Source organism: Tardiphaga robiniae (assembly GCF_001618955.1).
In the GTDB taxonomy this organism is placed as follows: domain Bacteria; phylum Pseudomonadota; class Alphaproteobacteria; order Rhizobiales; family Xanthobacteraceae; genus Tardiphaga; species Tardiphaga robiniae_A.
Genome location: NZ_LVYV01000001.1, coordinates 480,312 through 503,037, shown reverse-complemented (window position 1 = coordinate 503,037; position 22,726 = coordinate 480,312). Strand labels below are relative to the sequence as shown.

The 22,726-nt window shown below is 60.0% G+C and carries 24 protein-coding genes and 1 tRNA gene; 21 read left to right on the top strand and 4 right to left on the bottom strand.

Going from position 1 to position 22,726, the window contains the following annotated elements:
- The 3 genes from A4A58_RS02415 to A4A58_RS02405 all read left to right on the top strand — a co-directional run bounded on the left by A4A58_RS02415 (window position 1) and on the right by A4A58_RS02405 (window position 2,471).
- On the top strand, window positions 1-1,020 hold the full coding sequence (locus tag A4A58_RS02415) for a 2-dehydropantoate 2-reductase (RefSeq protein WP_068729453.1): 1,020 nt from the start codon (window positions 1-3) through the stop codon (window positions 1,018-1,020).
- 474 nt (window positions 1,021-1,494) lie between these two features.
- Window positions 1,495-1,752 (top strand): hypothetical protein, encoded by a 258-nt coding sequence (locus A4A58_RS02410; RefSeq protein ID WP_244499633.1) that lies wholly within the window; start codon window positions 1,495-1,497, stop codon window positions 1,750-1,752.
- 281 nt (window positions 1,753-2,033) lie between these two features.
- Complete coding sequence (locus tag A4A58_RS02405) at window positions 2,034-2,471, top strand: CAP domain-containing protein (RefSeq protein WP_081421666.1); 438 nt, start codon at window positions 2,034-2,036, stop codon at window positions 2,469-2,471.
- Window positions 2,472-2,492: 21 nt separating this feature from the next.
- On the opposite strand, the gene A4A58_RS02400 is transcribed toward A4A58_RS02405, so the two are convergent.
- Both A4A58_RS02400 and A4A58_RS02395 read right to left on the bottom strand, forming a co-directional pair.
- The gene (locus tag A4A58_RS02400; RefSeq protein WP_244499632.1) at window positions 2,493-3,218 is read right to left on the bottom strand and encodes a hypothetical protein; all 726 of its coding nucleotides are present in this window, start codon (window positions 3,216-3,218) and stop codon (window positions 2,493-2,495) included.
- 335 nt (window positions 3,219-3,553) lie between these two features.
- A complete protein-coding gene (locus tag A4A58_RS02395; protein ID WP_081421723.1) occupies window positions 3,554-3,934 on the bottom strand; it encodes a hypothetical protein in 381 nt (126 codons plus the stop codon).
- Window positions 3,935-4,130: 196 nt separating this feature from the next.
- On the opposite strand from A4A58_RS02395, the gene A4A58_RS02390 reads away from it, so the two are divergent.
- Window positions 4,131-4,207: transfer RNA gene (locus A4A58_RS02390), tRNA-Arg, on the top strand.
- A gap of 61 nt (window positions 4,208-4,268) precedes the next feature.
- On the opposite strand, the gene A4A58_RS02385 is transcribed toward A4A58_RS02390, so the two are convergent.
- Both A4A58_RS02385 and A4A58_RS02380 read right to left on the bottom strand, forming a co-directional pair.
- On the bottom strand, window positions 4,269-6,998 hold the full coding sequence (locus A4A58_RS02385) for a bifunctional diguanylate cyclase/phosphodiesterase (protein WP_081421665.1): 2,730 nt from the start codon (window positions 6,996-6,998) through the stop codon (window positions 4,269-4,271).
- A 105-nt stretch (window positions 6,999-7,103) separates the two neighbouring features.
- On the bottom strand, window positions 7,104-7,853 hold the full coding sequence (locus A4A58_RS02380) for a GntR family transcriptional regulator (RefSeq protein WP_068729450.1): 750 nt from the start codon (window positions 7,851-7,853) through the stop codon (window positions 7,104-7,106).
- 227 nt (window positions 7,854-8,080) lie between these two features.
- On the opposite strand from A4A58_RS02380, the gene A4A58_RS02375 reads away from it, so the two are divergent.
- From A4A58_RS02375 to A4A58_RS02295, 17 genes are all read left to right on the top strand, one after another.
- Window positions 8,081-9,322: an alpha/beta hydrolase family protein gene (locus A4A58_RS02375; protein ID WP_068729448.1), complete on the top strand. Its 1,242-nt coding sequence runs from the start codon at window positions 8,081-8,083 to the stop codon at window positions 9,320-9,322.
- A gap of 2 nt (window positions 9,323-9,324) precedes the next feature.
- Entirely contained in the window at window positions 9,325-9,972 is a 648-nt protein-coding gene (locus A4A58_RS02370; RefSeq protein WP_068729446.1) for a cysteine hydrolase family protein, read from the top strand.
- A 37-nt stretch (window positions 9,973-10,009) separates the two neighbouring features.
- Window positions 10,010-10,894 carry a polysaccharide deacetylase family protein gene (locus tag A4A58_RS02365; RefSeq protein WP_244499631.1) on the top strand — a complete coding sequence of 295 codons (885 nt, stop codon included), beginning with the start codon at window positions 10,010-10,012 and terminating at the stop codon, window positions 10,892-10,894.
- Entirely contained in the window at window positions 10,891-11,598 is a 708-nt protein-coding gene (locus tag A4A58_RS02360) for a fumarylacetoacetate hydrolase family protein (RefSeq protein ID WP_349509565.1), read from the top strand. The genes A4A58_RS02365 and A4A58_RS02360 overlap by 4 nt, the downstream gene beginning before the upstream one ends.
- A gap of 2 nt (window positions 11,599-11,600) precedes the next feature.
- Entirely contained in the window at window positions 11,601-12,485 is an 885-nt protein-coding gene (locus A4A58_RS02355; protein WP_068729442.1) for a polysaccharide deacetylase family protein, read from the top strand.
- 19 nt (window positions 12,486-12,504) lie between these two features.
- Window positions 12,505-13,356, top strand: coding sequence for a branched-chain amino acid ABC transporter permease (locus A4A58_RS02350; RefSeq protein WP_068729440.1), 852 nt, complete (start codon window positions 12,505-12,507; stop codon window positions 13,354-13,356).
- Window positions 13,353-14,315: a branched-chain amino acid ABC transporter permease gene (locus A4A58_RS02345; RefSeq protein WP_068729438.1), complete on the top strand. Its 963-nt coding sequence runs from the start codon at window positions 13,353-13,355 to the stop codon at window positions 14,313-14,315. Before A4A58_RS02350 ends, A4A58_RS02345 begins: the two co-directional genes overlap by 4 nt.
- Window positions 14,316-14,360: 45 nt before the next feature.
- Window positions 14,361-15,620 (top strand): ABC transporter substrate-binding protein, encoded by a 1,260-nt coding sequence (locus A4A58_RS02340; RefSeq protein WP_068729436.1) that lies wholly within the window; start codon window positions 14,361-14,363, stop codon window positions 15,618-15,620.
- Between the two features lie 62 nt (window positions 15,621-15,682).
- Window positions 15,683-16,438, top strand: a complete 756-nt coding sequence (locus A4A58_RS02335; RefSeq protein ID WP_158005636.1) for an ABC transporter ATP-binding protein — start codon at window positions 15,683-15,685, stop codon at window positions 16,436-16,438.
- Window positions 16,431-17,135, top strand: coding sequence for an ABC transporter ATP-binding protein (locus tag A4A58_RS02330; RefSeq protein WP_068729432.1), 705 nt, complete (start codon window positions 16,431-16,433; stop codon window positions 17,133-17,135). The genes A4A58_RS02335 and A4A58_RS02330 overlap by 8 nt, the downstream gene beginning before the upstream one ends.
- 7 nt (window positions 17,136-17,142) lie before the next feature.
- Window positions 17,143-17,337: a hypothetical protein gene (locus tag A4A58_RS02325; RefSeq protein WP_068729430.1), complete on the top strand. Its 195-nt coding sequence runs from the start codon at window positions 17,143-17,145 to the stop codon at window positions 17,335-17,337.
- Window positions 17,337-18,722, top strand: a complete 1,386-nt coding sequence (locus tag A4A58_RS02320; protein ID WP_068729428.1) for an amidase — start codon at window positions 17,337-17,339, stop codon at window positions 18,720-18,722. The genes A4A58_RS02325 and A4A58_RS02320 overlap by 1 nt, the downstream gene beginning before the upstream one ends.
- 15 nt (window positions 18,723-18,737) lie before the next feature.
- On the top strand, window positions 18,738-19,727 hold the full coding sequence (locus tag A4A58_RS02315) for an amidohydrolase family protein (RefSeq protein WP_068729426.1): 990 nt from the start codon (window positions 18,738-18,740) through the stop codon (window positions 19,725-19,727).
- Between the two features lie 49 nt (window positions 19,728-19,776).
- Entirely contained in the window at window positions 19,777-20,412 is a 636-nt protein-coding gene (locus A4A58_RS02310; protein WP_068729424.1) for a flavin reductase family protein, read from the top strand.
- A gap of 118 nt (window positions 20,413-20,530) precedes the next feature.
- Window positions 20,531-20,881, top strand: coding sequence for a VanZ family protein (locus A4A58_RS02305; RefSeq protein ID WP_068730390.1), 351 nt, complete (start codon window positions 20,531-20,533; stop codon window positions 20,879-20,881).
- 349 nt (window positions 20,882-21,230) lie between these two features.
- The gene (locus A4A58_RS02300; RefSeq protein ID WP_068729422.1) at window positions 21,231-22,133 is read left to right on the top strand and encodes a LysR family transcriptional regulator; all 903 of its coding nucleotides are present in this window, start codon (window positions 21,231-21,233) and stop codon (window positions 22,131-22,133) included.
- Between the two features lie 152 nt (window positions 22,134-22,285).
- Window positions 22,286-22,720, top strand: coding sequence for a TadE/TadG family type IV pilus assembly protein (locus A4A58_RS02295; RefSeq protein WP_086936941.1), 435 nt, complete (start codon window positions 22,286-22,288; stop codon window positions 22,718-22,720).
- Window positions 22,721-22,726 lie beyond the last annotated feature (6 nt).

Sequence of the window (22,726 nt, the reverse complement as noted above, 5' to 3'; positions counted from 1 at the left end):
GTGATCGAAACGCGACCCATTTGTATCGCCGGCGCCGGCAGTATCGGCTGTTTCGTGGGTGGCATCCTGGCCGCAGCCGGCCGCGACGTCGCGATGCTGGCGCGGCAGCGCATCGTGAAAAGCATCGAGACGTACGGCCTGAGGCTGACGAGCTTCGAGGGCCTCGATCAATGTCTCGCCCCCGGTCAGCTGCGGCTGTCGGATGACCCCGCCGCCATCATGAGTGAGGCGAAGATCATTCTGGTCGCGGTCAAGAGTGGCGATACGGCGGAGATGGCGAGGCTGATCGCGGATCATGCTGCGAAAGACGCGATCGTCGTCAGCCTGCAGAACGGCGTCGGCAATGTTGGGGTCCTCCGCGCAGCTCTGCCCGGGCGCCGCATCCTCGGCGGAATGGTGCCATTTAATGTCATCGCAAAGGGCGATGGTCATGTTCACCGCGCAACGTCCGGAAACATCGTCGTCGAACGCGATGGGGCCGATACCGCTTCGGCGCTATCCGTGCCGCATCTTGCCGTCCTTGCGAGCGACGATATCGTCGGTGTCCAGTGGGGTAAGCTGCTGGTCAATTTGAACAACGCGCTCAATGCGCTGTCGGATACACCGCTGCGGTCGCAGCTTGCACAGCGCGCGTGGCGCTCGTTATTCGCCGATCAAATGGCGGAAGGCCTGGCCGTTCTGAAAGTCGCCGGTATCAAGCCCATCTCGGCGACGCCGATCCCTGCGCGGCTAACGCCGCATTTGCTGCGGTTGCCTGACGGCCTGTTCAATATGCTGCTCGGGCGGACGATGAAGATCGACGCAAATGCGCGCTCGTCCATGTGGGAGGATCTGCAGCGCGATCGACGCACCGAGATTGACTATTTGCAGGGTGTCATCGTTGAGTTGGCAGCGAAATATCAGATCACGGCTCCGCTATCGCTGCGCGTGATGACACTGATCAAGCACGCAGAGACGTCAGGCAGGGGGGCGCCCGCACTCACGCCAGATCAGATTCGCAGTGAACGTGACATTGATTGAGTCGAAGGGAGTGTTGGACCGCCCTCGGCGCTATCATTACGAGAATGTTACTATTCGTTTTGGCTACTATCGGCGGACTCAACTATCCGAATGCTCCAATTGCGTCTGCCGGTCAATGCGATGGTACCATTATCCGTTGCATTCGCATCAAGCCAATGATTATCCGTTAAATATCAATTGCGAATACGCGTCGGTGAATTCTCAGTAAATGAGATGTAAAGAGTCTTTTAGCCCGTTATTCGCAGACGAGTAGCAGTTCGCGTCGTGAAGAAGGCTCGCAGGAGTACGGCTGGTTCAATACTAGACATCATGATGTGACATCAGGGGCTATGTCATTCGCGACATCTTTAGTATAGAAGACCGCGTGATTTGACGGTGGTTCGCGCTTCGCGCGCCGGGCCGGGCGTTTGATCCTTTCATATCATCGGCAAAGCGTGTGCCGGTCGAATTATTCAACTAACAATCGGAGCTACAATGGCCAAGAAAGCGAAAAAGAAACTCGTCCGTCGCGAGTACACCAAGGAAGACGTGAAGATCCTGAAGGCGCATTCGAAGGCCCAGACCCCGCTCGAGAAGATTTCCAAGGAGATGAAGCGCACCGGTGGTTCGCTGCGTCAGAAAGCCATCAAGCTCGGCATTCCGCTCGGTCATCGCCGCCGCAAGGCGAAGAAAGTTGCCACGAAGGCCGCCAAGGTGAGCAAGACTGCGAAGGTCAAGAAGGCCAAGAAGTAAGCTTCCGTACTGAACGAAGCCGGCCTGAAGCGCGTTAGCGCTTCAGGCCGTTTTCTTGCATGGAGCGATCGATGCGAACCCCGCTTTTGAAGGTCTTGGAGTGGAGATCCTTCGCCGCTATCGCTGTGGCCATGGCTATATTAAGCATCGGTGCCATCGCACCTGCATTTGCGGTCCCTCCAACGGTCACCCCGTCGCCGGGGTATGATGCCCGGCTTGCCGAGCACGGCTGAAGTGCAGGCGCCTGCCCATGCCCGCAAGCCGCCCGTGAAGCGATTGTCATGACCTACCGCCCCCTGAGGTTGTTTGTGCTCTGTAGTGCGTTGATCGCGGCAACCATTGTCGAGACCAGAGCGGCGGATTATGCGAGCCAGATCAGTGCCTTTCGCCGAGCGCACAAGCTCTCCTCTGTCACGCTGGACAGTAAACTGAACGCGGTCGCGCTTGCTCAGGCGCAGGCGATGTCATCCAGTGGCAAGGTCAGCCACGATGTCGGCGGTGTTTTCTCCGCACGTGTGGGGAAGCTCCGCAAATCCAAAGCAGCAGAGAATATCGCGGCGGGCTTCCTGACATTTCCCGAAACGTTGAAGCAATGGGAAGAGAGCCCAGGTCATCGCGAGAACCTGCTCATGTCCGGCGCACGCAAGGTCGGCGTCGCTTACGTCACCAATCCTAAGTCGCCCTACCGGATGTTCTGGGCGATGGTCATCACGGATTGATACTTGACGGGTTGCTATGGCTCAAGTGCGCTTGGTCTTGGCCGGCGCGGGCGTGCCGAACAGCGCGTCCTTGATGTCTTTCAACCCCGATGACAATTTGGACCACCCGCAGGTAAGCGGCTCGATCGCGCAGTCCGGCTCCTTGGCGCGCACTTTGGGCCGAGGCCTAGGTAGCACGACAGGTTTCACGTCGCTTGGGGTTTCCGCGGTCTGCCGAAAGTCCGTTTCGAGCGCAGCCTGGGTTTGCGCCTCGCGCTGCTTTTCAGCGAAGGCCGCGACGATGACGCTGCGGCGCTGATTGTCCAGATAGGTCTTGTACTGCTCGTCGATCGCCTTCTGCTCGGCCGTGGTTGGGTTCGGGCCGGCGATATCGAAGCTGCGGTTCTGCATGAAATCGTGATACGTATAGCCGCCACCGCGCTTGCGCCGTCCCGCGAACTTGCTTTCGCAATCCGACAGCGCCACAGCCTTGGCGTCTTTCGAAGCCGTCGATTTTTCGATGCGCTCGGCGCAATCTTCATAGTCCGCAGGCGCGGCAGTCCACCATTGCGCACGAGCAGGCGAAGACATCAACGCGAGACCGGAGAGTGATGCGGTCGTCAGTAGCGCAAATATGAGTGACTTGTATGCGGACAAATGAGCCACGTGGGTTCCGATGTAGATAACAAACCCAATTCTCGCCATTTGTGGGCCATTTTTCAACCTCGGATGTGTTACTTCTCCCCGCTTTTGGAACAACTGCAACATGACTGCATCAGTGTGGTCATGCGGTAAGCAAACCGGCGTTATTTCGCGATACAGTGCTGATGTGGAAGTGTTTTCAGGTAGAGATCTGTTGCTGTTCTCATATCACTGAAATTGATGACCTCAGAGTTTTGAGTCATTCTTGACAGTAGTTTTCGGATCGCGCTGCTACTCGACGCGCAATCACCTACACGGGACCACACGTAGTTCGCAAAGCGATGGCTCGCGTCCGATGGAGCGGTGCAGTCGTTTCGTTTTGTGCGCCGGGACTCTATCCGATAACAGACACGAAAAGGGGCGGTTCTTTGGGCCGCCCTTTTTCTCAGATGTCAGTTGTATTACTGGCAGATGTGTCGTCGGCCATCCTCGCCGCGGAACCAGGTTCCCGGCTGACAAACGAAGCCCATGCGCTGTGCGTAGGAATCGCGCGGGACGCCATTGTAGCCATCATAGGAATTGTAGCTGTTCCGGAACGGCGCAGTTGCGATGGCCCCGGCGGTGCCCACAGCCGCACCCGCTACACCGACGGCACCGCCAACCACGCCTGCCGCAACGTCACCCGGCCAGAAGCCCGAATCACGATACCCGCCATCGACCGTGCTGGCGCGATATTCCTGCGTGGCCTGTGCCCGGCGATTCATCGGATCCTTTGCCATCACTGGCGTAGCGATCAAGCCAGAGACCACGGCAGCAGCAGCAAGAAGTTTCATCTTTGTCATGCGGGGATTCTCCATCGTTATTATGACAACCAGCCAACGATGGGCGGTCCGAGACGTTCCGCGATAGATGTCCCGATCTTTTGAGGGCATGTGACGCCGGTTCCGGCCCCGTCCTATTTGAACTGCCAACGGGTAGCGATGATCGAACGGCTCTGGTATGGAACTGTCCATGCCCGGTGTTCCTGATCGGGATCGCGGTCCCGTAGCTCAGCCGGATAGAGCGACGGTTTCCTAAACCGTAGGTCGCATGTTCGAGTCATGCCGGGATCGCCAGCTTTCCTTCCTGTTTAATCCAAAACAGGCCATTTTCGCGACAACCTCAGACCTGCCGGTGTCAGGCGACGGCGATCTCGCGCTTCTGGAGCATGGCGCGAATCTCTCGTGACGGCTTGGCGGCACTGAAAAGAAAACCCTGCATCTGGGTACAGCCGAGCATACGCAGTGCGTCGAGTTGATCGGCTGTCTCAACGCCCTCCGCCGTGGTGATCATGTTGCGGGCGGCCGCGATGGTTACAACCGCCTGTACGATCGATGACGATCCGCCGGGCGCTACGATGTCACGGATGAAACTGCGGTCGATCTTGACCTTGTCGAACGGGAATCGCTGCAGATAGCTGAGCGACGAATAGCCGGTCCCGAAATCGTCCAGCGCGATCCCGACACCGATGCCGCGGAGCTGATGGAGGATCGCGAGCGCCATCTCGTCATCGCGGATCAGCACTGTTTCGGTGACCTCAAGTTCGAGCCGGTGAGCCGGCAAGTTTGCTGCCACGAGGGCTCGAGTGACATTCAAGGCCAGGGTCTGCGTCGTGAATTGAATCGGCGATACATTGACAGCGAGCTTGATCGGCGCCGGCCAGGAGGCCGCCTCAGCGCATGCCGTTCGCAATACCCAATTGCCGAGTTCCGTAATCAGGCCGGTTTCTTCGGCGATCGGAATGAAATCTGCCGGCGAAATCATGCCGCGAACCGGATGTCGCCAGCGTAGCAACGCTTCGCAACCAGTGATCTCATTGCTGGCGATATCGATGACGGGTTGATAGTGAACCTCGAGTCCGTCTTCCGCGAGCGCCTTCCGCAGATCCTGCTCCAGCGCGCGTCGCGCCCTTGCGTCTTCATCCATGGCAGGCTCGAAGAAGCGAAAGGTGCGCCGTCCAGCGGCCTTGGCGCTATACATTGCGAGGTCGGCATGTCTCAGCAATTCGTCGAGATCGGAGCCGTCATCGGGAGCTACAGCGATTCCGATGCTGGCATCGGTCGTGATCTGGTGACCAAGGCATTCATAGGGCTGCCGGATGGCGTCATAGAGCGGCTCCACCAGATGGGTGACATCGCTGCGGCGGGCAATTCCCGTATGCACGATGGCGAATTCGTCGCCGCCAAGTCGCGCGACAAAGCCCGCATTACCGATACAGCTGCGCAGTCGCGTGGCCACGATTTTCAGAAGTTCGTCGCCGATCGCATGACCGAGCGTGTCATTGACGCTCTTGAACTCATCGATATCGATATAGAGAATCGCAAATCGCGCGCCGTCATGCAGCGTTGCGATTTCCGCTTCGAGGCGCTCACGGAACATTACCCGATTGGGGAGATCTGTCAGAGCGTCGTAATGTGCAAGATGGGCGATGCGCTCTTCCGAACGTTTGCGATCGGTGATGTCCTCGAGCGTCGAGGCCCAGCCGCCGTCCCCCGATCTCTGAACGAGGATCTGGATCGAACGACCATCCGGCGTGGTCAGTAGCGTATCGTGGACAGGGCCTTCAGCAACGCTTCGCAAGAACGACGTGCAGTATTCGTCGACATCGCCGATGAAGGTTCCGTTGTCCTTGCGATGCTGGATGAGGTCGCGGAAATAGCAGCCTGGTTTCACGATCCTGTCGGATAGTCCGAACATGTCGATGAAGCGCCGATTGCAGACGACCAGCCGGCCATAGGCATCGAACAACAGCAGGCCCTGCGTCATGTTGTTGATTGCAGTATCGAGATGTGTCGATTTTTGCGCCAGCATCCGTTCGGCCGAGCGGTGCTGGCGGTTCAGCTGCCGGACGATCAGGAACAGCGTCGCCAGGATCACCAATGCGGCAAGTGTCGCACCGATGATTTGATATTTGGTCTGCTCGCGCCAGTCATGCAGGGCCGCGGGCATGCTGGTGGTCGCGACGATCATCACGGGAGCCGCCGCGAGGCGCCTTGCGGAGCCCAATTCGTCTTCCCCGTCGATGGGGCTGATATAGTGCCCCGTCGAGGTTCCGCCCGTCGACCAGAGGTCCTTGAAGACTGAGCTGTTGCTGAGGTTCTGGCCGATCACGGTCTCGTTCTGCGGATAGCGAGCAAGCACGGTGCCGTTGCGGTGGATCATCAAGATCTTGGCGTCTTTTTCGAGCGCGAGGGATGCGAAGAAGCTCTCGAAGTGAACCGGCTCGACGCCGCGGCTGATGATGCCCATGAATTCGCCATGGCGTCCGATCAGCTTGCGCGAAAACACGGCGGTCCATGCACCGGTCACCCTGCTGATGACGGGTTCGGCCAATACGACCGTGGGCCCGTTGTCGGCCTGCAGCGTCTGGAAATGCCGACGGTCGGCAATGTCGATGGCGGGCACCGGCCAGGTTTCCGATGAGTTGAGCAGCTTGCCCTCGGAATCGAACAGGTTGATGCCGCCGACATAGGGCAGGCTGCTGAGCTTGGTGCGTAGCATGCGGTGGACGTCGATCCCCGACATCAGATGCTGATAGGCGGCGCTGTTCTGGATGTTGGCCGACTTCATATAGGTGATGACGTCGTTCTGGATGCCCTGCAGATCTCCGAACTGCTGGTCGAAGTGTCGTGCGACCAGCAGAACCGTGTTGTCCAGTTCGCGCTTCTTGCTCTCGATGGCGCGGTCTCTGAAATGGACGGTGACGTAGGCCGTGCCGATGGCGATGGCGGTAATCAGCAGGCAGCCGCACAGGATGAGGCCCTGGATCGGCCCGCCTTGAAATCGGAAACGGCGCAGCGCGGCGAAGCCAGCAAGGCCGCCAGCGCCATCAGACCGTTTCCCCGACTTTGCGTCGTTTTGCCCCATGCGTAGTTTTGTACCGGGGGACCGCCAACACGCCGTTACGAACTTCGGTGAACGATAGGTTAAGACGCTGCGCCATCACGACGATGTCGACACGCCGCCGGCGGCCTATCCCGCCGCCGAACCATGGACGATATCGGCCTGCTCGCCGCGCTCGATCAGCGATTTGACCAGCGAGGATTTCACGCCGGAGACGTGTTCGCGCATCAGTACCTCCGCGCGCCAGGGCTCGCGGGCCATAATGGCGTCGTAGATCCGGTGGTGATCATCATGACGCCGGCGCACGTCGCGATGCTCGAAGGCGACGATGTTGCGGCTCGATGACATCGGCACGTGGTGGCAGATCCGGATCATCTCCGCCAGCATGCGGTTACGGGCGGCGCCCAGCAGGGTGTCGTGGAAGTCGCCATTGATGCCGCGATAGATGGTGAGATCGCCTTCCGCAAACTCACCGCGCGCCAGCAGTTTATCGCCGGCGACAAGGCTTTCCTCGATGATGGCGCGCTCCTCGGCGCTCAGTCCACGTTCGGCGGCGAAGCGTGCGGCCACGCCTTCCAGCGATGCGCGAATTTCATAAGCATCGACGATGGCGGAGAGCGGGAATTCCCGAACGGTAAAGCCGCGATTGGGGGCGTAGTCGAGCAGCCCTTCGCCGGCCAGTGCCTGCAAGGCGGCCCGGACGGGGGTCCGCGAGACCTCCAGCGTCTTGCTGAAACGAACTTCGTTGATCCGTTCGCCTGCGCTGACCGTGCCATCCAGAATCGCGTCGCGAATCTGATCCGTCACCGACAGCGACCGGTTGGCGACGCGGCCAGGGCCAGTAGCTTCAGGCAGCGGCGAGAGGGATGAGTCGGGCATCGGTGGTGCTCCGCAGCAAAGTGAATACAATTAAATCCGAGTGTGGCGGGTCTTTACTACTCAGCATACCAAAAAACACGGTTTAGCTGCATAAATATCGCGCATAAAGGCGAGGCAGTTCGCGGAAATGATGAGCATCGGAAAAAGTGTATGTAATTCGGATTGACTCGTGACCCGAACCCGCAATGATGCGGTCACGTTCACAAGAAGCAGGCGGTACGCGTCTCATGGCGGCAGGGAAGTTGATCGGCGAAAACGCCATCGAGGAGATCACGGCGGATCGCACCCCGCATTATGAGCCGTTTGGCTGGCATCACTGGCCCGAGCATCCCTGGCTTGCCTATCAATTCCGCCGCGGTCTCGGTGAGACCCAGGAGGGCGGCGGCAGCGTGTCCGAGGTGATGCTGGCCGGTTCGCGGATGATCCCGGGCGACCTCGAAAGCTGGCATAAAGAGTGGATGGTGATCGCGGATGCCAACTGGCAGCGCGGCCTTTCCGAAGAAAAGCTCGGCCACATCCGCACGGCGATGAACTGCTTCCTGCGGGCCGCCGACTACTACCGCCAGGCAGAATTCCATCTCGAGCCGACCGACCCGCGGCGGCTGCCGACCTTCGAGAAGATGGAGGCCTGCTCGCATAAGTTCATTTCCTATCTCAATCCGCCCGGCGAAGTGGTTGAGATCCCCTATGAGACGGGCAAGCCGATCTGCGGCTACTTCATCCGTGCGCCATTTCCGGGAGACAAGCTGCCGGTGCTGATCTGCATGGGCGGTCTCGACTCCATCAAGGACGAGATGTGGTTCATGCAGGCCCATGGTTGCCTGCAGCGCGGCATCTCGGTGCTGATGGTCGATCTGCCCGGGCAGGGCGGTACCTTGCGCCGCCACGGACTTGCAACCCGCGCCGATACGGAAGTGCCGGTCGGCAAATGTATCGACTGGCTCGAAAAGCGCGCCGATGTCGATAGCTCGCGCATCGCGGTCTGCGGCTCCAGCATGGGCGGTTACTACGCCGCGCGCGCCGGCTGTTACGAGCATCGCCTCGCGGCGGTGATCTCGCACGGGGCTGTCTGGTCGGTGCATGACATGTGGGGCCAGAAGGGCGACGACTTCGGTCTGGCGATGCATATCCGCTGGGTATTTGGCGCCAAGACCATGAAGGAGGCTCATGAGCTGATGAAGCCCTTTACGCTGAAGGGCCATCTCGAACATATGAAATGCCCCTATCTGGTGCTGCATGGCGGCCACGACGTGCTCACGGTCACCGCGGCGCGCTCGACCTATGACCATGCGATTGCCAATGGTGTTGATGCGACATTGCGCGTGCTTGAGCCGGACGAGACCGGCGCCGAACATTGCCAGCACGACAATCCCACCATTGGCCAGGAAGTGCTGGCCGACTGGCTCGCCGACAAATTCAAGATCGATCAGCGCACTCTGCTGAAAACTTCGTTCAACCCGCTGGTGTGATCATGAATTTTGGTGTCGATCAGATCAAGGCTGCCGTTGTCGCGATCGACCTGCATCGCGGCCATCTGGACATGTCGGTGGCGACCATGCCGACCACGCCGGATGTCGCGAAGACGGTGATCGCTGCCAATAAGCGGCTGTTCGACTGGTGCCGTAGTGTCGGCATTCCCGTGATCCACCAGGTCACGTCCTATCGCGACGAGGCCGAAATCCGCGCCAACCCGTTCTGGCGGACCCGCGCCGAGGATCCAAAAGCAACGCGCAAGAATGTGATGCGGCACAATATCATGGGCGGCCCCGGCTGCACCGTGATGCCGGAGCTGCTGGACCCCAGCGACTTCATCGTCAACACCAAGAAGCGCTACGATTGCTTCTTGGGCACCGATCTCGATTTCGTGTTGCGTTCGCACGGCGTCAATACACTGCTCATCACCGGCGTGAACACTAACTCCTGCGTATTGGCGACGACGACGGCTGCCAATGTGCGGGATTATTCGGTGATCGTCGCCGAGGACTGCGTCGACAGCATGGACGGGCCAGAGTTGCATGCCGCAGGCCTCGCCTGCATCCGCACCGCCTTCGGTTTCGTGATGGATACCGATGCGGTGATGCAGCTCGATGGCCTCAAGGGCGCAGGACGCGCCGCATGATCTCCTACAATCCCCCACTTTCGAAGGGCATCCAGCCATGACCGGTCCCATGCAGCCGCGCGAGCGTTGCGATTATTCCGCCATCGTCGATCGTCCCAAACTGAAGCTGCCGGGCAATGCCCGCATGATCGTCTGGACCATCGTCAATCTCGAGGTCTGGGATATTGCCAAGCCGATGGCGCGTCAGGTGCTGCCGGCGCCGACCGGCATTCCGCTGCTGCCCGATGTCGCCAATTGGGGCTGGCACGAATACGGCATGCGTGTCGGTGTCTGGCGTTTCTTCGATCTCTACAAGAAGCTCGGCATCAAGCCGACGCTGTCGATCAATGCGCGCGTCTGCGAGGATTATCCACGCGTGGCTCAGCAGGCGAAGGACGCCGGCTGGGAGTTCATGGGCCATGCCTATGAGCAGGGGCCCATCCACAAGGAGGCCGACCAGAAAGCGATGATCAACCGCTCGATGGATGTGATCGAGAACTTCACCGGCAAGCGCCCGGTGGGCTGGCTCGGGCCGGGTCTTACGCAGACGCTGGAGACCCCGGAATTCCTCGCTGAAGCCGGCGTGAAATATATCGGTGACTGGGTCTATGACGACGAACCGACGGTGATCCGTACCGAGAAGGGGCCGCTCACAACGCTGCCTTACACGGTGGAGATGAACGACATCCCGATGATGATGGTGCAACATCATGAGAGCACGCAGCTCCTGAACCGTGCCAAGGATCAGTTTGATCGCCTCTATGCTGAAAGCGCCGAGCGGCCGAAGATCATGTCGATCGCGATCCATCCGTATATTTCGGGTCAGCCGTTCCGCATCAAATATCTCGAAGCGATCTATGACTATGTGAACCAGTTCGAAGGCGTGGTGCATTGGAATGGCGCCCAGATCCTCGATTGGCACAATACCCAGGTGGCGAAGTGAGTGTGACGTCCCAGCAGATGCTGCCAGCAATTCCCGTCACCGGCGTGCCGGTCGTGGGGGGCGGTTTTTTCCCTGTACGCCGCGTTTATTGCGTGGGGCGCAACTATCTCGACCACATCCGCGAGATGAAGGAAGCCGACGAGCGCGATCCGCCGTTCTTCTTCCAGAAGCCGCGCGACAGCGTGGTGCCGGACGGCGCGCGCGTGCCTTATCCGGCTTTCACCGAGGACTTCCAGTTCGAGGTTGAGCTGGTGCTGGCCATCGGACGCGGCGGCCGCGATATCGCGGTGGAGGATGCGCTCGATCACATCTGGGGTTATGCCGTTGGCATCGATCTCACCCGTCGCGACCGCCAGCGCGATGCCCGCGATATGCGACTGCCTTGGGAAATGGGCAAAAGCTTCGACGCGTCCGCGCCTTGCGGCGAAATTGCGCCGGCACGTGATGCCCGGCATTTCAACAATTGCGCGATCACGCTGTCGGTGAACGGCGTCGAGAAGCAGCGCGGCGATATCGGCCAGATGATCTGGAGCGTGCCGGAGATCGTGGCGCAGCTGTCGAAGCAGATGAAGCTCGAGCCGGGCGATCTCATCTATACGGGCACGCCTGCCGGCGTGGGTCCCGTCGTTCCGGGCGACGTTATCGACGCGCGGATCGAAGGCCTGCCGTCGCTCGGCATTACCATCGTTGAGCCGGAGATCTGATCATGTTGCCGACCGAACGCATTTCCTACTCGCCGATTGACGCTCGTCCACCGCTGAAGCTGCCGAATGGCAAGCGCATGGCAGTGTGGATCATCGTCAATGTCGAGGAATGGGACGCCAAGCAGCCGATGCCGCGTACGGTGCTGACACCGCCGGCCGGCGGCTCGCCGTCGCCAGACGTTCCGAACTGGGCCTGGCACGAATACGGCAATCGCGTCGGCTTCTGGCGCATGCTGAAAGTGTTCGACGACTACAAGCTCCCCGCCGCGCTGGCGATCAATGGTTCGGCGATCGCTGCTTACCCGCCCATCGTCGAGGCAGCCAAGGCGCGCAACTGGGAATTCATGGGTCATGGTTTCACCCAGCGCAATATGCAGAAGGTTGAGAACGAACGCGAGGATATCCGCAAGACTGCCGACGTGATCGAGAAGGCCACCGGCAAGCGGCCGCGCGGCTGGCTCGGGCCCGGTCTGACCGAGACCTGGGAAACGCCGGATCTGCTGAAACAGGAAGGCTATGACTACGTCGCCGACTGGGTGCTCGACGATCAGCCGGTGTGGCTCAAGACCACGACGATGCCGATCGTCAACGTGCCCTATACGCAGGAATGCAATGACGTCGCGATGATGCTGATCCAGCATCACAAGGCGTCGGAATATTGCGACCGGGCCGTCGACCAGTTCGAGCAGATTTACGAGGATTCCGAGAATTCGGCCCGTGTCATGGCATTGGTTGTGCATCCCTACATCATGGGCGCGCCGCATCGCCTCAAGCATTTCCGCCGAATCTTCGAGACCATCCAGAAGAAATCCGACGTGGCTTTCATGACCGGCGAACAGATTCTCGATTGGTATCTTTCGGTCGGACCGAAAGCGCCAGAAGCATAGATCAGGCAAGCAGCAGGGCATGAGTCTCTTTCAACTCCTCAACGGCCTGACTTTCGCCGCGTTGCTGTTCGTCGTGGCAAGCGGCTTCACGCTGATCTTCGGCCTGCTGCGCATCGTCAATCTCGCGCATGGCGCGCTGTATCTGTTCGGCGGCTATATCGGCTATAGCGTTGCGGTGAAGACCGGCAGCTTTGTGCTCGGCGGTATCGGCGCCATGGCGGCGATCGCGGCCATCGGCTTCGTGCTCGATCAGGGATTGCTGCGCTTCGTGCGCGGCAACGAGCTGCGGCAGGTGCTGCTGACGCTCGGCGTCGCCTTTTTCCTCAACGATCTCGCGCTGGTGATCTGGGGCGGCGACAGCTTCACGGTGCCGATCCCGGAGATGTTGCGCGGCGGCACGCGGGTGTTCGGCACCTTTTATCCGATCTACCGGTTGTTTGTGCTGGGGATGGGCATCTTCGTCTTCATCGGCCTGTGGGTGCTGCTCAATCATACAAGGCTCGGCGCGCTGATCCGCGCTGGCGTGGACGATGCCGAGATGGTCGAAGCGTCCGGCGTCAATATCCGCCGCGTCTTCCTCTTCACCTTCCTGTTCGGCTCGGCACTGGCCGGCCTTGGCGGCCTGATGGGAGGTGCGTTCCTGTCGCTCTATCCGTCGGCGGACGCGGAAATCCTCACCTTCAGTCTCGCCGTCGTCATCATTGGCGGGCGTGGCAGTCTCGTCGGCGTCGGTGTCGGTAGCCTGCTGGTCGGGCTTCTGAATACGCTCGGCCAGGTGATGTTCCCCGAACTCGCTTATTTCGTGATCTTCGGCCCGATGGCGGTGTTGCTCGCATTCCGTCCGCTCGGCCTGTTCGGACGTGCCACATGACGCAGCCCGTATCCAAAACGTCAGTTCTCGCCGGCATGACCAGCCGTGCGCTCGTCATCGCCGCGCTGGTGGTGATCGTCGCTGCCTGCCTGCCGATGGTGCTGTCGAGCTATCAGGTCGGCCTCGCCACCGAAGTGTTGATCTTCGGAGTCCTTGCCATGTCGATCGACATTCTCGCCGGTTTTGCCGGCCGGACTTCCCTCGGGCATGGTGCCATCTTCGGTGTCTCGACCTATGTCGTCGTTTATGCGACCGGCCAGGCCGGTCTGTCGCCCTGGGCGGGCTTCGCGCTTGGTGTGCTGGCGGCCACCGCGGTGGCCTCGGTATTTGCGCTGCTCGCAGTTCGCACCTCCGGCGTCTACTTCCCGCTGCTGACGCTGGCGCTCGGCATGATCGTGTGGGGCGTCTGCTTGCGCTGGACGCAGGTCACCGGGGGCGAAAACGGCATGCGCGCCGATGTGCGGCCGGCAGCCCTGATGAGCCACAGCGCGTTCTATTGGGCGGTGCTGGCCGGCGCAGTTGTCGTGTCCTTTGCCATGTGGCGGTTCGTGCGTTCGCCCTTCGGCCTGACGCTGCGCGGCATCCGAGACAGCGAAAGCCGCATGCGTAGCCTCGGCTACAATGTGCCGCTGCATCTGTTCATCGGTTTCACGGTGTCAGGCATCTTCGCCGGTATCGCCGGGGGCCTCTACGCGATGTTCAACAATTTCGTCAGCCCTTCGACCGTCGCGCTCGCGCAATCGGTGGAAGGTGTGTTGATGATGATCGCCGGCGGTGTCGGCACGCTGTTCGGCGCCTTTGTCGGGGCAGCGGCGATCATCGTGCTGGAGAACATCGTCAGCTCCTACACGGAGCGTTGGCTGATGGTGCTTGGCATCACATTCGTTCTGATCATGATCTTCGCCCCCGAGGGCATCATAGGCAAGCTGCGCGCGATCACCTCGCGCAAGGTGCGATAAGTCGGTTTCACGTTTCAATCGGGTTGCTCACGAAAGGACTTTGAGATGGATCGCAGGCAATTTCTCAAGAACACGACGGCAGCAGTCGCTGCCGCGGGCGTTGGCGCCGCTCCGTGGCGCTCGGCTCAGGCTCAGGCAAGCCCGATCAAGATCGGTCTGTTGGCGCCGCTGACCGGCGTTGTCGCTTCGGGCGGCAAGGAAATGGTCGAGGGCGTGCAGTTCTATCTCGATCAGGTGAAGAACGAGATGGGCGGTCGCAAGGTCGAGCTGGTGATCGAGGACGATGCGTCGAATCCCGACACCGCTTTGCAGAAAGCGCGCCGTCTGGTCGAGCAGGGCAATTGCCACATGCTGATCGGCAACCTGCTCGCCAATACCGGCCTTGCTGTCGCCAACTACGTCAAGGGCACCGGAACGCCCTACTTCATTCCGATTATCGCGGCTGACGATCTCACCCAGCGCGCCCGCATCAAGAACGTAATCCGCGTCGCCGGCTATTCAGCCAGCGCCTTCACCCATCCGTTCGGTGATTGGGCCCTGAAGCAGGGTTACAAGAAGATCGCCACCATCAGCCAGGATTACACCTTCGGCCACGAACAGTGCGGCGGTCTCGCCCAGGTGTTCACCGAAGGGGGCGGGCAGATCGTGCAGCAGTTCTGGCATCCGCTGAACACCGCCGACTTCAGCCCCTATCTCGGTCAGCTCGCCGATCTCAAGGTCGATGCCATCTTCGCGATGGAAACCGGTGCTGATTCGACGCGTTTGATCCAGCAATACGCGTCCTTCGGCCTGAAGGAAAAGACGCCGCTGTTGATGGCGATGAACGGCACTGACCAGTCGGTGATCCGCACCATGGGCCCCGAATGCGAAGGCATCATCGCAGCGGCGCATTTCGCCGAAGGTTCGGACGTCCCGACCACGGCGAAGTTCGAGAAGGATTATGAGGCGAAGTACGGCAAGATCCCGTCGCTCTACGGTTTCTCGATGTATTCCGGCATGATGTGGATCGATGCCGCGCTGAAGAAGATGGGCGGCAAGGTCGAGGACCGCGAAACCTTTATCGATACGGTACTGAAGACCGAGCTCGACAATTCGCCACTCGGCAAGATCGTTAAGTTCGACGACTACGGCAACCCGATCTACGACGTCTACATTCGCAAGGTCGTCAAGCGCGCCGATGGCAAATACTGGAACGTGCCGATCGAGACCTATCCGAATGTCTCGCAATTCTGGAAGTACGATCCGGCGACCTATCTGAAGCAGCCGCCTTACTCGCGGACCTTCCAGGGCATCAAGAAGACCTGATTCAATATTGCTGACATCGAGGCGCGGCCGTGTCGCCGCGTCTCGTTCACTGGGAATTATTCGTGTCCGAACCGATCCTGACGCTGACAGATGTGGTAGTGGCCTTCGATGCCTTGCGGGCGGTCGATGGCGTCAGCCTGATTGTGCCGCGGGGCCAACGCCGCGCCATCATCGGCCCCAATGGCGCCGGCAAGACCACGTTGTTCAATGCCATCGCCGGCGCGCATCCGCCGACCTCCGGCAAGATCAGGTTCAATGGACATGACGTGTCCAGACTGCCGTCACACCGGCGTGCGCAGCTCGGCATCTCGCGCACCTTCCAGATCACCAACCTGTTCCCCACGCTGAGCGTGCAAGACAACATGATGCTGGCGCTGCGTGGATTGAAGCCGAAGAAGTTTTCGCTGTTCGGCTCGCCAGATGCGGACGAGGGTGAGGCCGCGCGTATCGTGGATGCGCTAAAGGCTGCGCGGATCGCCGAGCGCGCCGACACCATCGTCAAGGAAATGTCCTATGGCGAGCAGCGGCAGCTTGAAATTGCGATTGCGCTGGTGACGACGCCGACCATGCTGCTACTGGATGAGCCCGCGGCCGGCCTGTCGCCGTCGGAGCGCTCGATGATTGCCGAGGTGATCCGCTCGCTCGATCCGGCAATTACCGTGATCCTGATCGAACACGACATGGATCTGGCGCTCGGTCTGGTTGACTACGTCACCTGCATGTTTGAGGGCCGTGTGCTGGTGGAGGAGCCGCCGGAAGGCATTCGCCGCAACGCCAAGGTCCAGGAAGTCTATCTCGGGAAGCCGCGCCATGCTTGAGGTCAAGGATCTGCACAGCGGTTACGGCGACGCGATCGTGGTGCGCGGCGCCTCGCTTGAGGTGCGTCCTGGCGAGATCGTGGCGCTGCTCGGCCGCAATGGCATGGGCAAGACGACGTTCATTCGTTCGATCATGGGTCTGACACCGCCGCAGGTGCGCTCGGGCACGATTACCTGGCGCAGCGATAGTCTTATTGGTCTGCGTCCCCATGATATCGCCAATCGCAAGATTGCGATTGTGCCACAGGGCCGCCGGCTGTTTCCCTCGCTGACGGTGACGGAGCATCTGACCATGCTGAAGAGCGCGCGCGCCAAGGATGGCTGGACGCTCGATCGCATATTCGGCATTTTCCCGCGGCTTGCCGAGCGTCGCTATCACCGCGGCGGCCAGTTGTCGGGCGGTGAGCGTGGCATGCTGGCGGTCGGCCGTGCGCTGATGATCGATCCCGAATTGATTCTGATGGACGAGCCGTCGGAAGGCCTCGCGCCGGTGATGGTGCAGCATCTCGAAAGCATCATTCTCGATCTCAGGAAGGAAGGGCTGTCGGTCCTGCTGGTCGAGCAGAATCTCTATAGCGCGCTGGCCGTCGCCGATCGCGTCTACATTATGGAGACCGGGCAGATCGTGCATCACGGCACGTCGCAGGAAATGAATGAGCAGACTGATGTGCTATTCCAGCGCCTCGGCGTGCATTGAGGACGATATGAGCGAAAATTTGCTGCGCCAAATTGCTGCGGAGTTGAACAATACGCCTGGGGCCGCCGAGCGTACGCCGCGGATGGCGGGAATGGTTGCGGATATCAATGCCCGCATCGCTGCGGAAGCCATCCGCGTGATGCCGTTCGATTCCTCGCCTTACGCCTATCGGGCCTCGCTTGCTGCCGTGGACAAGCGCTGATGCAAAACGCCATCGCCGCCCTCGATCTCTGCGAACTGTCGGACGCCATCGCCCACGGGGAGATCTCGTCGGTGAAAGCGACGGCGGTCGCGCTGGAGCGTCTCGATCTTATTGGCCGCAAGCTTAATGCCGTGGTGCGGCTCGATGGGCCCCGCGCGCTGCGAGCGGCCGAAGCGGCCGACAAGTTGCGCGCGAGCGGCGCGCTCCTGCCGCCGCTGCATGGCGTGCCGCTGGCGCACAAAGATCTGTTCTATCGCGCCGGCGATCTCTCCAGCGGCGGATCGAAAATTCGCGCCGACTTTCGTCCCGATGTCACTGCGACAGTCATCAATCGGCTCGACGCTGCCGGTGCGCTCGATCTCGGCCGGCTGCAACTTGCTGAATTTGCCTTGAGCCCGACCGGCTACAACGAACATTACGGCCATGCGCTCAATCCGTGGAACCCAGCCTATGTGCCCGGCGGGTCCTCGTCGGGCTCCGGTGTTGCCGTTGCCGCGCGCCTCGTGACCGGCTCGCTCGGTACCGATACCGGCGGCTCGCTGCGCCATCCCGGTGCGATGTGCGGGCTGGTTGGTTTGAAACCAACCTGGGGCCTGGTGCCGACCGACGGCGTGATGCCGCTGTCGGCCTCGCTGGATTGCGCCGGCCCGCTGACGCGCACCGCGCGCGACGCGGCGCGGTTGCTGTCGGTGATTGCCGACCGCGATTACGAGGCAGCAATCGGTGCCAGTATCGGCGGCATGACCATCGCCGTTCCCGGCGGCTACTATCGCGATTTGCTGCATCCCATCATCGTCGTGCGGCTGGAACAGGCGGTGGCGGAGTTGCGCGGTCTCGGCGCCAGCATCATCGAGACCGCACCGCCGGATATGGCCGTTGTCAATGCATTGATGCTCCTCGTCATGACCGTCGAGGCGGCGACGATTCACCGCCGCTGGCTGATCGAACGGCCGCAGGATTATGCCGGCCAGATCCGCGCTCGGATCGAGCCCGGCCTGTTCTTTCCCGCGACACGTTACGTCGAGGCGCTCGCGCTGCGCACGCAGATCACGCAGCAATGGATTGCCTGCTGCATGGGAGCGGCCGACCTGGCATTGCTGCCGGCGATCGCAGTTCCGGTGCCGACGATCGAGGCGACAACTGAAGGCGGCCCCGAGGCGGTCGCCCGTATCATCGGTCAACTTGCCCACTGCAGTCGCGGTATCAACTATCTCGGTCTCCCCGGGGCCTCGGTTCCCTGCGGCTTCGACAATGCTGGCCTTCCGGTCGCCTTCCAACTGGTCGGCCGTCCCTATGCCGAAGCCGATATCCTGCGCGCGGCTCATGCTTATCAAGGTGTGACCGACTGGCATCATCGCGTCCCCGATGCCGCCGAACTGAACTAGGAAAAGAGATTCCGAATGCGCATCGTCGATATGCACACCCATGCCCTCAGCAAGCGCGTCGAGCCGCTGGTGGCCGGACATTACGATCCGATGGACAATCCTTATCGGCGCGACATGTCGCCGGCGAGCCGCGAAACTGATGCAGAGCGAGGCAAGCTGCTCCCGGGCCTGATGCTCGACATCGCGAAGCGCCGCGAGATGATGGCGAAGATGGGCGTCGACTTTCAGGTGATCGCGCCGGCACCGGCGCAACAGAACTACTGGGCCGACGAAGATTTGCAATGTGCGCTGTCGCGCGTGCAGAACGAAGACATTGCCGCGCTCGTGGCGCAGGATACTGCACATTTCGCCGGGATGGGTACGCTGCCGATGCGGTTCCCCGGGCGTGCGGTGGACGAGGCGGTTCATGCAGTCGAGCAACTCGGCCTGCGCGGCTTCCAGATCGACACCCGCGTCGAAAACCTCGAACTGTCCCATGCCTTGTTCGATCCACTTTATGCGCGGCTTGCCAAACTGCGCATACCGCTGTTCGTGCATCCCCTCGGCTTCTCCCATGGCCAGCGGCTCGGCGATTTCTTCATGGTCAACAGCGTCGGTCAGCCTATCGAGGAGACTATTGCGATCTCGCATTTCATCATGGGCGGCATTCTTGACCGGCATCCGGATCTCGACGTGATTATCGCCCACGGCGGTGGCTTCTACCCGTTCTACGCAGCCCGACTGGATCACGCCTGGAAGGTGCGTCCAGAAGTACGCCGGCTCACGGCAGATGCACCGTCGACCTATCTTAAGCGGCTCTGGTTTGACACCTGCGTGTTCTCTGCGGAGCTGATCGACAATCTTGTCAAGACGGTGGGCCTCGATCGCGTCATGATGGGCTCGGACTACCCGTTCGACATGGGGGACCCCGATCCGGTGGGGCTGGTCAACAAGGCCAAGCTATCGGACACTGATCGTCGGAAAGTCCTGTTCGGCAATGCGAGCCGGCTGTTCAAGATCGGATAAGCTCCTGCCTCGTTGCGGCAAGGCGGCAACGGATGAGGCAAGATTGGCGATGGTTCATTTTGACTTTGCGAAGCTCAGTGGTCCCGAGCGTTACAAGTTGTTGTGTGGTCTGGTGGTGCCGCGTCCGATTGCGTTGATTACCACCATCTCAGATGCCGGCGTCGTCAATGCAGCGCCGTTCTCGTTCTTCAATGTGTTCTCCGAAAAACCGCCGCTGGTGGTGGTCGGCCTGCAGGCCAGGCCCGATCTGTCGGTCAAGGACACGACCCGCAATGTACGCGCCAATGGGTTGTTTGTTATCAATATGGTGGATGAGGCCCTCGCCAACGATATGGTCGATTGTTCGATCAGCTTTCCATCGGACACCGGCGAACTGGATGCTCTGCAGCTTCCAATGACGGCTGGCATCAATGTGCCGGTGCCGCATTTGGCGAAGGCGCCTGCGGCACTGGAATGCCGAAAAGTGACAATGATGAACTTTGGCGCAGAGCGCGACTTACTGGTCGGAGAGGTCCTGGGCATTCAGGTTCGCGATGGTGTTGTCGACCCCGTCACCTTGCGTACGGACTATGATCACTATCTTCCGGTCGCACGCATCGCGGGAAACATGTATGCACGGATGCAAGATCGGTTCGAGATCAAACCCGACAGCTTCGACACCTGGCAACTCCGCGGCTCCCGTTGAGGGAGGTTTTTTGTCCAGGGAGTGCGTCGGAATGCCGGTGGTAGTTCTCTGCGTGTTCGATTAACCGTCAGAGGTGAGAAATTGCCGCTCCTGCGCTTGCATGGGATATGACTGCTGGATGTATCGGAAAACCGTCATTGTTGTTGCGTGGACTACACTTGCATTGATTGCTTTTGCGACTCTGTCGCCGATCGGGCTGCGACCGCATTTTGGCGGTGTCAGTCTTGAGCGCTTCGGCGCATTCGCACTCGTGGGCCTTTTGTTCGGTCTCGCTTATCCCCGCCATCTCTGGCTTGTCCTGACGCTCGTTGGGGGGGCGGCAGTCGGGCTCGAGGTGCTGCAACATCTGACGCCGGACCGGCACGGCGAGGCGCGGGATGCGCTGGTCAAACTTGCAGGCGGCGTCACCGGCATCGGGATATCGCTCGCGTTCCATCAGGCCCTAAAACGATTTATCACCTTAGGTTGATAATGGCTTGAACGACCTCAGTGAGGTACGTCAGCTCTTTCTGCGAATCACGTTTGCTGGGGTTCAGCCTGTGAAGCGCTATCTTGGATGCTTTGCATCTCGCGGCTTGAAAAAGTACGTGCAATCACGGTAGCGCTCTACCCACGAGCCCTCTTTGAGATTGCGAATGGCAGAAATCACTCACGCCTCCATGTGAAAGTACTTGGCATGTGTAAAAAGACACCGATACAACTTGAAGGAAGGTGTATGTCGTGGCGCCTACAATTTCGACGAGCCTAAGAAACATTTCGGCCAGATTGATGTAGATGGCCGATGACTTTGGTGTGACGTCTCAAAGCGGACAATTCCGTTGCGTGGCGAAGACGTCGATCTCAAAGGACAACGTATTATGCATCGGCGGTACCAGCATTCGAGCATTCCGACCGAAATCATGCGATCGGTTGTCGGTATCTCCGAAGCCGGCAGCATCACCAAGGCCGCTAAGCTGCTCGGCCTGAGCCAGCCGGCCATCAGCTCGCAGATCAAGCGCATCGAGCACGCGGTCGGCGGCAGTATCTTCCAGAAGTCTGCTAACGGCTCATCGACGACAGAGCTCGGAAAGCTCGTTCTGATCCAGGCCAGGAAGATTCTGGAGGCGAACGACCAGTTGCTCTTGCTGCGTGGCGCTTCGCCCGAAGATCAAACCATCCGGCTTGGTCTGGCCAACTTCTATTCGCAACGCGCAATGGAAGGGATGAGCAAGGCGGCGATGAGTAATGTCTGCATCTATTCAGATAATTCGGCCGAGATCGCGAAAAGCATGCTCGACGGCTACATCGATGTCGGTGTGTTCCTCTGTATCTCCGATATGCCCGGAGATACAGCCATAGATATCGTCGCGCAACGCGACGATGAATTGACTTGGGTCCGATCCAGGGATTTTACGTTAAGTCCTGGCGCGCCCATTCCGTTGCTGACTTGGCCGGGGCAGATCGTGCATAACGTCATGATTCAGGCGCTTGAGCGCAAGGGCATGATCTATCGTATCGCATTTTCCAGTCCGGACTATCATGCACGGATCGAGGCTGCGAAGGCAGGCATCGGTTTAACCCTGCTGCCAACGGCTCTGATCCCGGCGTCGCTCTTGGCGGCCAATGAGTATTATCTTCCAAAGCTGGCGATACCCAAACTCGTGCTATGCGCGCGCGAGGGTATTCGCAAGAAACACAGCATTCTAATAGAGGAACTGCACGTTAAATTCTTCGGTATATAGTTCTCATCGACGCGCGTATCAGAAAATGTGATCTCCTCATCAAATCCAATGGCATCATCCAATACAATGCAGGCATTGGCGATGATCGATCCCACCAAGTGGTAGCAGAAGTTGTATAGGTAGTTTTCACGCGGTCTTGCGAAGCTCAGCGCATGTTGAGATTCGATGCCAGCATGAGAAAACTCCTGTCGTGTCGACGCGGTGCCTCCGCAGTCGAATTCGCGATGCTGCTTCCCGTCTTTCTGTCGATCGTTTTCGGCATCGTTGTCTTCGGGTCATATTTTGCAGTCGTTCACGGTGTTCAGCAGCTTGCTGCCGAGGCAGCACGTTCCTCTGTCGCCGGGCTGACCGAGACCGAACGTGGCTCGATCGCATCGACCTATGTCACGTCGAATGCCGCGACTTATCCGCTGATCAATGCGTCAAAGCTGAGCGTCAATGCGGCGACATCGTCGTCGAACGCAAACGTCTTCGTGGTCACGGTCAACTACGACGCGTCGACCATGTTCATCTATTCGCTTCCTTTCGTGCCGATGCCTCCATCGCAAGTCTCCCGATCTGCCGCCATTCCCTACGGAGGGTTTTGAGCGATG

What these genes read in the sequence shown, in the direction of transcription:
- A4A58_RS02395 (WP_081421723.1), bottom strand. Translation starts at nt 3,934, where the DNA reads ATGACAAAGATGAAACTTCTTGCTGCTGCTGCCGTGGTCTCTGGCTTG.
- A4A58_RS02345 (WP_068729438.1), top strand. Translation starts at nt 13,353, where the DNA reads ATGACGCAGCCCGTATCCAAAACGTCAGTTCTCGCCGGCATGACCAGC.
- A4A58_RS02385 (WP_081421665.1), bottom strand. Translation starts at nt 6,998, where the DNA reads ATGGGGCAAAACGACGCAAAGTCGGGGAAACGGTCTGATGGCGCTGGC.
- A4A58_RS02325 (WP_068729430.1), top strand. Translation starts at nt 17,143, where the DNA reads ATGAGCGAAAATTTGCTGCGCCAAATTGCTGCGGAGTTGAACAATACG.
- A4A58_RS02350 (WP_068729440.1), top strand. Translation starts at nt 12,505, where the DNA reads ATGAGTCTCTTTCAACTCCTCAACGGCCTGACTTTCGCCGCGTTGCTG.
- A4A58_RS02380 (WP_068729450.1), bottom strand. Translation starts at nt 7,853, where the DNA reads ATGCCCGACTCATCCCTCTCGCCGCTGCCTGAAGCTACTGGCCCTGGC.
- A4A58_RS02365 (WP_244499631.1), top strand. Translation starts at nt 10,010, where the DNA reads ATGACCGGTCCCATGCAGCCGCGCGAGCGTTGCGATTATTCCGCCATC.
- A4A58_RS02315 (WP_068729426.1), top strand. Translation starts at nt 18,738, where the DNA reads ATGCGCATCGTCGATATGCACACCCATGCCCTCAGCAAGCGCGTCGAG.
- A4A58_RS02305 (WP_068730390.1), top strand. Translation starts at nt 20,531, where the DNA reads ATGTATCGGAAAACCGTCATTGTTGTTGCGTGGACTACACTTGCATTG.
- A4A58_RS02405 (WP_081421666.1), top strand. Translation starts at nt 2,034, where the DNA reads ATGACCTACCGCCCCCTGAGGTTGTTTGTGCTCTGTAGTGCGTTGATC.
- A4A58_RS02375 (WP_068729448.1), top strand. Translation starts at nt 8,081, where the DNA reads ATGGCGGCAGGGAAGTTGATCGGCGAAAACGCCATCGAGGAGATCACG.
- A4A58_RS02400 (WP_244499632.1), bottom strand. Translation starts at nt 3,218, where the DNA reads ATGTTGCAGTTGTTCCAAAAGCGGGGAGAAGTAACACATCCGAGGTTG.
- A4A58_RS02330 (WP_068729432.1), top strand. Translation starts at nt 16,431, where the DNA reads ATGCTTGAGGTCAAGGATCTGCACAGCGGTTACGGCGACGCGATCGTG.
- A4A58_RS02370 (WP_068729446.1), top strand. Translation starts at nt 9,325, where the DNA reads ATGAATTTTGGTGTCGATCAGATCAAGGCTGCCGTTGTCGCGATCGAC.
- A4A58_RS02310 (WP_068729424.1), top strand. Translation starts at nt 19,777, where the DNA reads ATGGTTCATTTTGACTTTGCGAAGCTCAGTGGTCCCGAGCGTTACAAG.
- A4A58_RS02340 (WP_068729436.1), top strand. Translation starts at nt 14,361, where the DNA reads ATGGATCGCAGGCAATTTCTCAAGAACACGACGGCAGCAGTCGCTGCC.
- A4A58_RS02295 (WP_086936941.1), top strand. Translation starts at nt 22,286, where the DNA reads ATGTTGAGATTCGATGCCAGCATGAGAAAACTCCTGTCGTGTCGACGC.
- A4A58_RS02410 (WP_244499633.1), top strand. Translation starts at nt 1,495, where the DNA reads ATGGCCAAGAAAGCGAAAAAGAAACTCGTCCGTCGCGAGTACACCAAG.
- A4A58_RS02320 (WP_068729428.1), top strand. Translation starts at nt 17,337, where the DNA reads ATGCAAAACGCCATCGCCGCCCTCGATCTCTGCGAACTGTCGGACGCC.
- A4A58_RS02355 (WP_068729442.1), top strand. Translation starts at nt 11,601, where the DNA reads ATGTTGCCGACCGAACGCATTTCCTACTCGCCGATTGACGCTCGTCCA.